11 protein-coding genes are annotated in these 12,754 nt (G+C 60.6%); 9 read left to right on the forward strand and 2 right to left on the reverse strand.

Features of this window, described 5'->3' with window-relative positions:
- The 5 genes from GIW04_RS03135 to GIW04_RS03155 form a co-directional block, all read left to right on the forward strand.
- On the forward strand, nt 1-1,287 hold a 1,287-nt coding region (locus GIW04_RS03135), incomplete at its 5' end, for a type II toxin-antitoxin system HipA family toxin (RefSeq protein WP_329607552.1).
- Between the two features lie 195 nt (nt 1,288-1,482).
- Nucleotides 1,483-1,974 carry a 5-(carboxyamino)imidazole ribonucleotide mutase gene (gene purE, locus GIW04_RS03140; protein WP_003195648.1) on the forward strand — a complete coding sequence of 164 codons (492 nt, stop codon included), beginning with the start codon at nt 1,483-1,485 and terminating at the stop codon, nt 1,972-1,974.
- A gap of 11 nt (nt 1,975-1,985) precedes the next feature.
- The gene (locus tag GIW04_RS03145) at nt 1,986-3,071 is read left to right on the forward strand and encodes a 5-(carboxyamino)imidazole ribonucleotide synthase (RefSeq protein ID WP_003195644.1); all 1,086 of its coding nucleotides are present in this window, start codon (nt 1,986-1,988) and stop codon (nt 3,069-3,071) included.
- Nucleotides 3,072-3,176: 105 nt separating this feature from the next.
- On the forward strand, nt 3,177-3,422 hold the full coding sequence (locus tag GIW04_RS03150) for a GlsB/YeaQ/YmgE family stress response membrane protein (protein WP_003195642.1): 246 nt from the start codon (nt 3,177-3,179) through the stop codon (nt 3,420-3,422).
- Between the two features lie 77 nt (nt 3,423-3,499).
- Nucleotides 3,500-4,036 carry a DUF3299 domain-containing protein gene (locus GIW04_RS03155; RefSeq protein ID WP_014720519.1) on the forward strand — a complete coding sequence of 179 codons (537 nt, stop codon included), beginning with the start codon at nt 3,500-3,502 and terminating at the stop codon, nt 4,034-4,036.
- Between the two features lie 116 nt (nt 4,037-4,152).
- On the opposite strand, the gene GIW04_RS03160 is transcribed toward GIW04_RS03155, so the two are convergent.
- Together GIW04_RS03160 and GIW04_RS03165 are read right to left on the reverse strand one after the other, a co-directional pair.
- A complete protein-coding gene (locus GIW04_RS03160) occupies nt 4,153-5,052 on the reverse strand; it encodes a D-hexose-6-phosphate mutarotase (protein WP_120247436.1) in 900 nt (299 codons plus the stop codon).
- A gap of 58 nt (nt 5,053-5,110) precedes the next feature.
- A complete protein-coding gene (locus GIW04_RS03165; RefSeq protein WP_003176975.1) occupies nt 5,111-5,515 on the reverse strand; it encodes an acyl-CoA thioesterase in 405 nt (134 codons plus the stop codon).
- A gap of 561 nt (nt 5,516-6,076) precedes the next feature.
- On the opposite strand from GIW04_RS03165, the gene GIW04_RS03170 reads away from it, so the two are divergent.
- The 4 genes from GIW04_RS03170 (at nt 6,077) to pstA (ending at nt 12,734) form a co-directional block, all read left to right on the forward strand.
- Nucleotides 6,077-7,357 carry an MFS transporter gene (locus GIW04_RS03170; protein ID WP_169855744.1) on the forward strand — a complete coding sequence of 427 codons (1,281 nt, stop codon included), beginning with the start codon at nt 6,077-6,079 and terminating at the stop codon, nt 7,355-7,357.
- A gap of 186 nt (nt 7,358-7,543) precedes the next feature.
- Nucleotides 7,544-8,530, forward strand: coding sequence for a phosphate ABC transporter substrate-binding protein PstS (locus GIW04_RS03175; RefSeq protein ID WP_003195633.1), 987 nt, complete (start codon nt 7,544-7,546; stop codon nt 8,528-8,530).
- Nucleotides 8,531-9,014: 484 nt separating this feature from the next.
- Complete coding sequence (locus GIW04_RS03180; RefSeq protein WP_169912906.1) at nt 9,015-11,048, forward strand: ABC transporter permease subunit; 2,034 nt, start codon at nt 9,015-9,017, stop codon at nt 11,046-11,048.
- Nucleotides 11,049-11,063: 15 nt separating this feature from the next.
- On the forward strand, nt 11,064-12,734 hold the full coding sequence (gene pstA, locus GIW04_RS03185) for a phosphate ABC transporter permease PstA (protein ID WP_003195629.1): 1,671 nt from the start codon (nt 11,064-11,066) through the stop codon (nt 12,732-12,734).
- Nucleotides 12,735-12,754: the final 20 nt, after the last annotated feature.

Consider the following 12,754-nt stretch of genomic DNA (forward strand, 5'->3'; position numbering starts at 1 on the left):
GGCCTGGACATGCCTGGCCCAGGACTCGCGCCGCGCGTGCATCGTTTCCATGTGAATCCCCTGCTGAAAAATACAGAGGATGCGGGCAGGGGTGCTCGAGGAGAAGGTGGGCGGGCTGGACGCTTACAGTACACCTACGCATTCACCAACCTGAACCGGGAAACCTATAAGGCGCTTCCGGCGATTTTTGCCGACTCGCTTCCGGATGACTTCGGTAATGCCTTGATCAACGCATGGTTGGCGCAGCAGGGTCGCGACAAGCTTTCGTTCACGCCGGTGGATCGACTCCTCTACCAAGGTAATCGCGGCATGGGCGCGCTGGAATATCGGCCGGCCATGAACACTGAGGCCAATGAGGCCGAAACCATCGAGGTCGCGGCGTTGGCCCAGTTGGCTGGGGAGGTGCTCTCGGGGCGCCAAAGCCTGGAGGACCGGCTGACATCCAATGACCCTAGCGTGGACGACGCCGCGTTGCAGCGCTTGATCCAGGTGGGCACAAGTGCCGGTGGCGCTCGCGCAAAGGCGATCATTGCCATCAATCGCGAAGGGCATATCAGGTCAGGGCAGGTTCCAGCGCCCAAAGGCTATAGCTACTGGTTGCTCAAGTTCGATGTCGCAAAAAACACCGACGTGCTTGCCGATAGCCAGGGGTTTGGTCGCATTGAATATGCCTACCACCTGATGGCCAGGCAAGCCGGTGTGGTAATGACTGAGTGCCGTCTGCTTGAAGAGGGCGGGCGTGCTCACTTCATGACCAAGCGATTCGACCGCACCGATGACGGCGACAAGATTCACACCGCGACGTTGTGCGCACTGGACCATGCCGACTACAAAAAACCGGGTGAGTACTCCTACGCCGAGGCCCTGAGCGTGTTCAGGGCGCTGAAACTGGGGCGCCGGGAGGCGGAGCAGTTTTTCAGGCGCATGGTGTTCAACGTTATCGCTCGAAACCAGGACGACCACACCAAGAACATCAGCTTTTTGCTGGACACTGACGGTACCTGGTATTTGTCGCCTGCCTATGACGTTACCTGGTCCTACATGCCTGGAAACTTCTGGGTCGACAGCCATCAGATGAGTATCAACGGTAAGCGCGACAATTTTGTGGTGGCTGACCTGCTCAGTGTGGGCAGCCAGATCAAAGGGCTGAAGGCCAAGCAGATCATCCGCGAGGTGCATGAAGCGGTGATGCAATGGCCCGTGATCGCTGCAAAAACGGGGGTCTCGTCGGTCATGATCGATGCCATTGCCAAGACCCATCGACTGGACCTTTCGCCTGACTCTTAAGTCAATAAAACCGCCACTTTGCGCCGCTAGACAGATGGTCATCCCAGGGGCTGTTTATCTGGATTATTACGGTATACTGCGCGGCCTTCGGCCGGTCCAACCGGCCTTAATTCGTACACCAAGCCACGCCGGTCTCCCGCGTGGCTTGTTGTTTTTTGACGCGCCTGCGGGCGCCCAGAGAGAAGAGGCACGACGATGAGTGCATTGGTTGGCGTGATCATGGGCTCCAAGTCCGATTGGTCCACCCTTAGCCACACCGCCGATATGCTGGAAAAACTCGGCATTCCGTACGAAGTGAAGGTGGTCTCCGCCCACCGCACCCCGGATTTGCTGTTCCAGTATGCCGATGAAGCAGAATCCCGTGGCATCGAGGTGATCATCGCCGGTGCCGGCGGCGCTGCGCACTTGCCTGGCATGTGTGCGGCCAAGACTCACCTGCCCGTACTTGGCGTGCCGGTGCAGTCGTCGATGCTCTCGGGCGTGGATTCGCTGTTGTCCATCGTGCAGATGCCGGCCGGCATCCCGGTGGCAACCCTGGCGATCGGCAAGGCCGGCGCGATCAACGCAGCCTTGCTGTCGGCCAGCATCCTGGGTGCCAAGCACCCGCAGTTTCATGCGGTGCTGAAAAAATTCCGTGCTGAGCAGACAGACAGCGTGCTGGACAATCCAGACCCACGCATCGCCTGAGGTTGTTATTGATGAAGATCGGTGTAATCGGTGGCGGCCAACTGGGCCGCATGCTGGCTTTGGCGGGTACGCCGCTGGGGATGAACTTCGCTTTCCTGGACCCGGCGCCGGACGCCTGCGCTGCGGCCCTGGGTGAACACCTACGCGCTGACTACAGCGACCCGGACCACCTGCGCCAACTGGCCGATGAAGTCGACCTTGTGACCTTTGAATTCGAAAGCGTCCCGGCTGAAACCGTGGCCTTCCTGTCGCAGTTCGTGCCGGTGTACCCGAGCGCCGAAGCCTTGCGCATCGCTCGCGACCGCTGGTTCGAAAAGAGCATGTTCAAGGACCTGGGCATTCCGACACCCGCCTTCGCCGATATCCAGTCCCAGGCCGACCTGGACGCCGCAGTCGCCAGCATCGGCCTGCCGGCGGTGTTGAAAACCCGCACCCTGGGTTACGACGGCAAGGGCCAGAAAGTCCTGCGCACCGCCGCCGATGTGGTCGGTACCTTTGCCGAGCTGGGCAGCGTCGCCTGCCTGCTGGAAGGCTTTGTGCCGTTCACCGGCGAAGTGTCGCTGATCGCCGTGCGGGCCCGTGATGGTGAAACCCGCTTCTACCCGTTGGTGCACAACACCCACGACAGCGGCATTCTCAAGCTTTCCGTGGCCAGCACCGACCACCCGCTGCAGGCCCTGGCCGAAGATTATTCCAGCCGCGTCCTCAAGCAACTGGATTATGTCGGCGTGATGGCGTTCGAGTTCTTTGAAGTCGACGGTGGCCTGAAGGCCAACGAAATCGCCCCGCGTGTGCACAACTCCGGGCACTGGACCACCGAAGGCGCCGAGTGCAGCCAGTTCGAAAACCACCTGCGGGCGGTGGCGGGCTTGCCGTTGGGCTCCACGGCCAAGATCGGCGAGAGTGCCATGCTCAACTTCATCGGTTCTGTGCCGCCAGTGGAGCGCGTGATGGCGATCAAGGATTGCCACGTGCATCACTACGGCAAGGCCTTCAAGGCCGGGCGCAAGGTCGGCCACGCCAACCTGCGTTGCAAGGACCGCGCGACGCTGCAGGCGCAGATCCTCAAGGTTGAAGCGCTGATCGCCGAACAATAAGCCTGGCCCTGGCGGGAACCATTGGGGTTCTGCGTCTCTCTGATTGCAGGATGCCAAAGCCTGACTAGGCTTTGGCATGACTCATACCAATCAGAGGGAAATGCCATGGGTATCATCGGAACCATCTTTATCGGCTTGATCGTCGGCCTCCTGGCGCGCTTCCTCAAGCCTGGCGACGACAGCATGGGCTGGATCATGACCATCCTGCTGGGTATCGCCGGTTCCCTGGCCGCGACCTACGGCGGTCAGGCCCTGGGGATATACCAGGCAGGCCAGGGCGCAGGCTTCATCGGCGCGCTGGTAGGCGCCATCGTGTTGCTGGTGATCTACGGCCTGGTCAAAAAGAAGTAATCAGCCGACAAAGTCCTCTGCGCTGCGCAGGCGCAGAGGGCTAGAATGCTCGGCACTTGTATTTGCCGAGCCTCTCCATGCGCCGTCTTCTGTTAACGCTTCTTCTGCTGGGCTCTGGCCTGGCGCACGCTGGCGAACTGCCGGAAACCGACTGGCTCGACCTGATGCCGCTGTCGGATCAGAAAGCCCTCGAGGCCATGCCCGAGATCGACCACAACTCCCCCGAAGCCCAAGGCACGTTCACCGAAAAGGGTGGCTTGAAGCAGAGCAAAGGTTTGCCTGCGGTGATGTATTCCACCAAGACCGTAGCGGCCATGAACGGCAAGAATATCCGCATTGGTGGCTACCCGGTGCCGCTTGAAACGGACGCCAAGGGCCGCAGCACGCTGTTCTTCCTGGTGCCTTACCCGGGCGCCTGCATACACGTGCCGCCACCGCCGCCTAACCAACTGGTGCTGGTGCGCTATCCCAAGGGGCTGAAGCTGGATGATATCTACACGCCGCTGTGGGTCACGGGCACGTTGAAGGTGGAGAAGGTCAATAACGACTTGGCGGATGCCGCGTATGCGCTGGAGGCCGGGAAGGTTCGGGTGGTGCAGGAGTCTGATCTCTAAAGCCCAAAGCATAACCCCTGTGGGAGCTGGCTTGCCTGCGATAGCAGCGCCTCGGTGTTCCTGACACATCGAGTTGTCTGCATCGCAGGCAAGCCAGCTCCCACATTGGGTTGGGTTTACAAGGCCAGGGCCGTGATACGAACGCCCAAGGTGTGGCTTTCGCCGGGCGCCAGGTTCACCACATCATCCAGCACATTCGCTGTCTCGATGCACAACATACCCTGCCAGCCGTCATCGGCCATATCGTCGAAAGCCTTGGCGCGTTCGGTCCAGGGGTTCCAGACCACGGTGGATTTGGAGCCTTCGCTGGTGAGCTGGATACGGCGCTGCCAGTCGCTATCAACGATATTCAACTGTGCCGGCGTATTCAGGTAAATGCGGTCTGTCTCGGCGCGAAAGTGCAGCAGCCCGGCTTGCTGCTTCTCGGCCCACCCATCGGCGGTATCGATGTAATCCACGCCATCCAGGCCCTCGACCTGCACCTTGCGCACATCACTCACGGCGAAGTAGGTGTGCAATGCCTGGCTGAGGGTCACGGTGTCGGTGCCACGGTTGTGACTGGTCAGGCGGATATGCAGGTGATCGTCCAGCAGCAGGCTCAGCGTCAGGTCTACCTGATGGGGCCAGCCTGGAAAGCCGCCCGCCGGCACCGGCAATACCAGGTCCACTCGCAGCGTCTGGCCGTCGAGTTCGGTGGTGGCCAGCTCCCAACGCGCGGTGCGCACAAAACCGTGGGCGCCGGCAGGCTGATCGCTCTGGCGCATGGCTTTGACGCTTTGCGGGTTGCGGTCGAACACCCCAAACCACGGCCAGCACACCGGTACGCCGGTACGAATGCCTTTGCCCTGCTTGAACACGGCCTCAGGGTTCGGCCAGATCAGCGGCTGTTCGCCCTCGCGCTGGTAACTGAAGATATGCGCACCCTGTTGGGCCACCATCAGCTCGGCACCGTTGTGGCGGATGCGCCAGCAGTCCAGCTCGTCGATTTTTACCGTCTCAACGTGGGGCGTAGGCATGACAAAGCTCTCTTAATGGCAGGCAATGGGGCAATTGACCGTTAAAACCCGGCGAGGTTTAACGCGCCCGTGACGGTACGGAACGCGTGCGGCCGCTGCCATCGATGGCGACGAACACAAATACGGCTTCGGTCACCTTGCGCCATTCGCTGGACAACGGATCGTCGCTCCACACTTCGACCATCATCTGGATCGAGCTGCGGCCGATTTCCAGGGCCTGGGTATAGAAGGAAAGCTGCGCACCCACGGCCACCGGCACCAGGAACGCCATGCGATCAATCGCCACGGTGGCCACGCGCCCACCGGCGACCTTGCTGGCCATTGCCGTGCCCGCCAGGTCCATCTGCGCGACCAACCAGCCGCCGAAGATATCGCCAAAGCCGTTGGTTTCACGCGGAAGCGCGGTGATTTGCAGGGCGAGATCGCCTTGCGGGATAGGATCTTCTTGTTCGAGTTCGATCATGCCGGGGGTGCCTCTGACCCGTGACTCTTGGACTATGTAATCGGTGAATAGCCGTCTTGGAAAAACGATTCAGCCCCGAACATACTACGTTCGTCACGTTTTTCGAAAGGCGCCTTGAGGGAAACTCTGCGAAATCGGCTGGCCGGTGCCAACGACGGTTTCGCGCAACTTCCACGCAATAGACCGGTGCAGGGCTGGGAGTATATCGGTCGATAGCCTGCGCGACGACCATCTGCTCCTGATTTTGTGCATCTATATAGAAGAGTTTCCAGGCGTCAAAAAATTGGCCAAAACGGTCATTCAACTTGAGGGGTTTGACCATTGTTTCTTTTTAGCGCTGGCCGTCAGTATCTGATGGCGTTTTCGGCCCCCCATAACAATTCGGAAAGGGAATAAGGTGCTTCGCAAGTGGGGATGCTTGCGAGGTGGCGCTGATGCGGCGCAAGGGTTTGGACTGTGCTTTTCCGGGCAATTTGCTATCGTGCCGGACCTGCCAGGCGCAAACCCACGCTGTTGCGGATTCCTGATCTGACTAATAAGAGAAGCCTTGCCATGACCACAGTGCCTTCAAGCATTGCGCCGCCCGCACGACCGCTTAACCGCAACGACTACAAAACCCTGTCGCTGTCTGCCCTGGGTGGAGCGCTGGAGTTCTACGACTTCATCATCTTTGTGTTTTTTGCCACTGTGGTCGGGAAGTTGTTCTTCCCCGTCGACATGCCCGAATGGCTGCGCATGATGCAGACCTTCGGCATCTTCGCCGCAGGCTACCTGGCCCGCCCCTTGGGCGGCATCATCATGGCGCACTTCGGTGACCTGCTGGGGCGCAAGAAGATGTTCACCCTGAGCATCTTCATGATGGCCGTGCCGACCCTGATCATGGGCCTGCTGCCGACCTATGCACAGATCGGCCTGTGGGCGCCGCTGCTGCTGCTGTTGATGCGCATCATCCAGGGCGCAGCGATTGGCGGCGAAGTACCGGGCGCCTGGGTGTTCGTCTCCGAGCACGTGCCGCCGCGCCACATCGGCTACGCCTGCGGCACCCTGACCAGCGGCCTCACCGCCGGTATTCTGCTGGGCTCGCTGGTAGCCACCGCTATTAATACGGCCTATACACCGGAACAGGTCTCTGATTACGCCTGGCGTATCCCGTTTCTGCTCGGTGGCGTATTCGGCCTGCTGTCGGTGTACCTGCGTCGCTGGCTGCATGAAACCCCGATCTTCGCCGAGATGCAGCAACGCAAAAGCCTGGCCGCTGAACTGCCGTTGCGCGCCGTGTTGCGCGATCACCGTGGCGCCATTGTGTTGTCGATGCTGCTGACCTGGCTGCTGTCGGCCGGCGTGGTGGTAGTCATCCTGATGACCCCGACCGTGCTGCAAACCATCTACCACTTCAGCCCTACGGTTGCGCTGCAAGCCAACAGCCTGGCCATCGTGACCCTGAGCCTGGGCTGCATCGCCTCGGGTGCCCTGGCCGACCGTTTTGGCGCCGGCCGCGTGCTGGTAACCGGTTGCGCACTGCTGCTGGCGACTTCCTGGACGCTGTATCACAGCCTGATGGCCCACCCGGACTGGCTGTTCCCGTTGTATGCCTTGACTGGCCTGTTTGTCGGCACCATCGGTGTGGTGCCCTACGTGATGGTCAAAGCTTTCCCGCCGGTGGTGCGTTTCAGTGGCCTGTCGTTCTCCTACAACGTTGCTTATGCCGTGTTCGGCGGGCTGACGCCATTGGTGGTGTCGCTGCTGATGAAGGAGAGCCCGATGGGGCCGGCTTACTACGTGGCTATCCTCTGTGTGATGGGGATGGCGGTAGGCGGCTACCTGTGGAAACACGGCCGCTAAAACCCGCCTGATCACTGTGGTGGGGGAGTAGGCTGCCTCACCACAGTGAACGTGTTTGTTCTGTTTTTTACTTCGCTTCCCGATAGTGGCCTTTCATCTAATTGTCATATTTAAGACATAGAGTGTTCACACGGCCTGCCGATACTTGGCCCCGATCCAATTATCCCTATCTGCTAGGAGCAAGGCATGAAACTGAAACGTTTGATGGCGGCAATGACTTTTGTCGCTGCTGGCGTTGCGACCGCCAACGCGGTGGCCGCTGGTGTTGATCCGGCAATCCCGGCTTACGTCAAGACCACTGGTGTGTCGGGTAACCTGTCCAGCGTCGGTTCCGATACCCTGGCTAACCTGATGACCCTGTGGGCCGAGGGTTACAAAAAGGAATACCCGAACGTCAACATCCAGATTCAAGCTGCCGGCTCTGCCACGGCGCCACCTGCGTTGACTGAAGGCACCTCCAACCTGGGCCCGATGAGCCGCAAGATGAAGGACACGGAACTTGCGGCCTTCGAGCAGAAGTACGGCTACAAGCCAACCGCTATCCCGGTTGCCGTGGATGCCTTGGCGGTGTTTGTGCACAAGGACAACCCGATCCAGCACCTGACCATGGAACAGGTCGATGCGATCTTCTCGTCGACGCGTCTGTGCGGCGCCAAGGCTGATGTGAAAACCTGGGGCGACCTGGGCGTGACCGGCGACCTGGCCAACAAGCCAGTGCAACTGTTCGGGCGTAACTCGGTATCCGGCACCTACGGCTACTTCAAGGAAGAAGCCCTGTGCAAAGGCGACTACAAGCCAAACGTGAACGAACAACCGGGCTCGGCTTCGGTTGTGCAGTCGATCAGCTCCTCGCTGAACGGCATCGGTTACTCGGGCATCGGCTACAAGACCGCCAGCGTGAAGACCGTGCCACTGGCCAAGAAAGGCAGCACTGACTACATCGAAGACTCCGAAGAAAACGCCCTGAACGGCAAGTATCCGCTGTCGCGTTTCCTCTACGTGTACGTCAACAAAGCCCCGAATAAGCCACTGGCGCCGCTGGAAGCTGAGTTCGTGAAACTGGTGCTGTCCAAGCAGGGCCAGGAAGTCGTGGTCAAAGACGGCTACATCCCACTGCCAGCCAAAGTCGCCGCCAAGGCCCTGGCTGACCTGGGTTTGAAAGAAGGCAACTAAGCCTGCGATACCTGATGTAGACGCATGCTTTTTTGTGGGAGCGGGCTTGCCCGCGATGCTGGCGACGCGGTTTAGCGTTGAAATCGTGTTGATGCCATCGCGGGCAAGCCCGCTCCCACATAAGCAGTCTGCATCCCTAATTTTTTATCCGCTGCCAGCCCTGCTTCGCGGCGGATTTGTTGCGTCACTGCACTGTCATCTTTCTGTCATACAGGATCGCTAGGGTGTGCGCATGAATGATCTGGCCAATTCCACCATGACGACGACTTCCCCTCCCAAGCGCATTGATTTCAATACGCCTGAGCTGCAACGCAAGCGCCGCATTCGCGCGCTCAAGGATCGCTTCACCCGTTGGTATGTGCTGGTCGGCGGCCTCGCCGTGCTGGCTGCCATTACCCTGATCTTCTTCTTCCTCGCCTACGTGGTCGCGCCCCTGTTCCAGGGCGCCTCGTTGACCAAGGAAGACGCGTTGACGCCCGCCTGGATGCAAGACGCCGGCAAGCCGTTGATGATTTCCCTCGAAGAACAGAACCAAGTCGCCATGCGGGTTTCCGACAAAGGCCAGGCGCTGTTCTTTGCCGTGGACACCGGTGCCGAGCTCAAGCGTGTCGACCTGCCGATTCCCGCCGGTACCAGCGTTGCTTCCATTGGTGAAGACCAGCCGGGCAGCCCGCTGGTGATCCTCGGCTTGTCCAATGGCCAGTCCCTGGTGTTCCGCCACACCTATAAGGTGTCGTACCCGGACGGCAAGAAAACCATCACCCCGGCAATCGAATACCCCTACGGCGAAACGCCGATCGTGCTGGATGACGCCGGTCGCGCTCTGGAACACGTCGCGCTCAACGCCACCGACACCTCGCTGGTGGTGGCAGGTTCCGCTGGTTCGCACTTGAACGTGCTGACCCTGAGTCGTGAAGAAAACATGATGACCGGTGAAGTCACCAGCGAGCAGAAACGTGTCGAGCTGCCGCAGATGACCGAGCCGGTGAAGGCGATCTTCATCGACCCACGCCAGCAGTGGCTGTATGTGATCAACGGCCGTGCCCTGGCCGACGTGTTCAGCCTGCGCGACAAGAGCCTCAACGGTCGCTACAAACTGCTGGAAGACGCCGACACCGAAATCACCGCCAGCACCCAGTTGGTTGGTGGTATCTCGCTGATCCTGGGTAACTCCAAAGGCGGCCTGGCCCAGTGGTTCATGGCCCGAGATGCGGATGGCGAACAGCGCCTGAAACAGATCCGCACCTTCCAGATGGGCACTGCGCCCGTCGTCGAAATCAGCGCTGAAGAGCGCCGCAAAGGCTTCACCGCCCTGGATGCTGCTGGCCAGTTCGGCGTGTTCCACAGCACCGCCCACCGCACCTTGCTGGTGGACCCGGTGGTCGACGGCCAGGGCCTGTTCGGCATGTCGCCACGGGCCAACCGTGTGATCGTCGAGGCGGGTGGCAAGCTGCAACCGTTGCTGCTCGACAACCCGCACCCGGAAGTGTCGTGGAGCGCGTTGTGGAGCAAGGTCTGGTACGAGAACTACGACGAGCCTAAATACGTCTGGCAATCTACGGCCGCCAACACTGACTTCGAACCCAAGATGAGCCTGGCTCCGTTGACCTTCGGTACCTTGAAGGCTGCGTTCTACGCCATGCTGCTGGCGGCGCCACTGGCGGTTGCCGCAGCGATCTACACCGCTTACTTCATGGCACCGAGCCTGCGCCGCAAGGTCAAGCCGGTGATCGAGCTGATGGAAGCCATGCCGACGGTGATTCTCGGCTTCTTCGCCGGCCTGTTCCTGGCGCCGTATGTGGAAGGGCACCTGCCGGGCATTTTCAGCCTGTTGATGCTGTTGCCGATTGGCATCCTGGTCGCCGGCTTTGTCTTCAGCCGTTTGCCTGAGTCGATCCGCCTGCGTGTTCCCGATGGGTGGGAAAGCGCGATTCTCATCCCGGTGATCCTGTTCGTGGGCTGGCTCTCGCTGTACATGAGCCCGTACCTGGAAACCTGGTTCTTCGGCGGTGACATGCGCATGTGGATCTCCCACGATCTGGGCATTACCTACGACCAGCGCAACGCGTTGGTGGTCGGCCTGGCCATGGGTTTTGCGGTGATCCCGAACATCTACTCCATCGCCGAAGACGCCGTGTTCAGCGTGCCGCGCGGCCTGACCCTGGGCTCCCTGGCCCTGGGTGCCACGCCGTGGCAGACCATGACCCGCGTGGTCATCCTCACTGCCAGCCCGGGCATCTTCTCGGCGCTGATGATCGGTATGGGCCGCGCCGTGGGCGAGACCATGATCGTGCTGATGGCCACCGGCAACACCCCGGTGATGGAGATGAACCTGTTCGAGGGCCTGCGCACCCTGGCGGCCAACGTTGCGGTGGAGATGCCCGAGTCGGAAGTGGGCGGCAGTCATTACCGCGTGCTGTTCCTCTCGGCGCTGGTGCTGCTGTTGTTCACCTTCATCATGAACACCCTCGCCGAGCTGATTCGTCAGCGTCTGCGCAAGAAATACTCGTCGCTTTAAGAAAGGTAGAAGTCTGTGAAACAGAACTCCCTGAATGGATGGTTCAAGAGCGGCGCCCCCGGCGTCTGGATCAGCGGTGGCGCGGTGTCCATCGCGGTCATCATGACCATTGGTTTGCTGGCTGTGATTGCGGTGCGGGGCCTGGGCCATTTCTGGCCGGCCGACCTGATCCAGGCCAACTACAACGTGCCAGGCCAGGCCAACCACATCGTGATCGGCGAAGTGGTGCAGAAAGAAGAAGTGCCGCGTGAGCGCCTGAAAAGCGCGGGCCTGCCGGTGCCGGACCAAGGCCCGGAATTCATGACCCGTGAGCTGATCAAGGTCGGCAACCGCGACCTGAACGGCAACGATTTCACCTGGATCGTCGGCGAGTGGCTGAAGGACCAGACCAAGCCTGCGAACCTGATGGCCATCGAGCGTCGTGAGTGGGGCAACTTCTACGGCACCCTGGTCAACGTCAAGCAGGATGGCAAGGTTATCGCTGAAGGCGAAGCTGCGTGGCCGGAACTGCAGGCGCGTGTCGAGCGTGTGAACAAGCTCGCCGCTCAGCTCAAGACCTTGGAAAAATCCGATATCGGCGCGATCAACGCCGGGCTGGAGCGCATCCGCCTGCACGGTCGCAAACTGGAACTGGAAGGCAAGCTCGACGCAGCCGCCCAGGCCGACATGGACGCCGACCGCGCTGAGCTGAACGCCCGCTACCAAGACATCGAAGCGCGCCTGGCCGACCTGCACGCACAGTTCAACCGCGACGCCCTCACCGCACGTGACGGCAACGGTAAGGAAGTGGAAATCGGTATCGGCAAAGTGGTGCACGCCTACCAGCCGAACGCCATGGGCACCATGACCAAAATCGGCTTCTACTTCAGCAAGGTCTGGGAATTCCTCAGTGATGACCCACGGGAAGCCAACACCGAAGGCGGGATCTTCCCGGCCATCTTCGGCACCGTGATGATGACCCTGATCATGGCAATGATCGTGACCCCGTTTGGCGTACTGGCCGCGGTGTACCTGCGTGAATACGCCAAGCAGAACACCTTGACCCGCATCATCCGCATCGCCGTGAACAACCTGGCCGGTGTACCGGCTATCGTCTACGGCGTTTTCGGCCTGGGCTTCTTCGTGTATGTATTGGGGGGCTCGGTCGACCGTCTGTTCTTCGCTGAAGCCCTGCCGGCGCCGACCTTCGGTACGCCGGGGCTGCTCTGGGCCTCGCTGACCCTGGCCCTGCTGGCGGTGCCGGTGGTGATCGTGGCCACCGAAGAAGGCTTGGCGCGCATTCCCCGCACTGTGCGTGAAGGCTCCCTGGCACTCGGCGCGACCAAGGCGGAAACGCTGTGGAAGATCGTGCTGCCGATGGCCAGCCCGGCAATGATGACCGGCATGATCCTCGCCGTGGCGCGTGCCGCCGGTGAGGTGGCACCACTGATGTTGGTGGGTGTAGTGAAGCTGGCGCCGTCGCTGCCGCTGGACGGTAACTATCCGTACCTGCACCTGGACCAGAAGATCATGCACCTGGGCTTCCATATCTATGACGTCGGCTTCCAGAGCCCCAACGTCGAAGCCGCACGGCCGTTGGTGTACGCCACTGCCTTGCTGCTGGTACTGGTGATCGCCACGCTCAACCTGTCGGCGGTGTGGATTCGTAACCACCTGCGCGAGAAGTACAAGGCGTTGGACAGTTAATGCGATCCAATGTGGGAGCT

This window comes from Pseudomonas sp. PA-4-8C (assembly GCF_021606625.1).
GTDB classification, from domain to species: Bacteria; Pseudomonadota; Gammaproteobacteria; order Pseudomonadales; family Pseudomonadaceae; genus Aquipseudomonas; species Aquipseudomonas lactis.

Coding starts and splice junctions, on each gene's coding strand:
- purE (WP_003195648.1), top strand. CDS start 1,483: ATGAGTGCATTGGTTGGCGTGATCATGGGCTCCAAGTCCGATTGGTCC.
- GIW04_RS03145 (WP_003195644.1), top strand. CDS start 1,986: ATGAAGATCGGTGTAATCGGTGGCGGCCAACTGGGCCGCATGCTGGCT.
- GIW04_RS03150 (WP_003195642.1), top strand. CDS start 3,177: ATGGGTATCATCGGAACCATCTTTATCGGCTTGATCGTCGGCCTCCTG.
- GIW04_RS03155 (WP_014720519.1), top strand. CDS start 3,500: ATGCGCCGTCTTCTGTTAACGCTTCTTCTGCTGGGCTCTGGCCTGGCG.
- GIW04_RS03160 (WP_120247436.1), bottom strand. CDS start 5,052: ATGCCTACGCCCCACGTTGAGACGGTAAAAATCGACGAGCTGGACTGC.
- GIW04_RS03165 (WP_003176975.1), bottom strand. CDS start 5,515: ATGATCGAACTCGAACAAGAAGATCCTATCCCGCAAGGCGATCTCGCC.
- GIW04_RS03175 (WP_003195633.1), top strand. CDS start 7,544: ATGAAACTGAAACGTTTGATGGCGGCAATGACTTTTGTCGCTGCTGGC.
- GIW04_RS03180 (WP_169912906.1), top strand. CDS start 9,015: ATGCAAGACGCCGGCAAGCCGTTGATGATTTCCCTCGAAGAACAGAAC.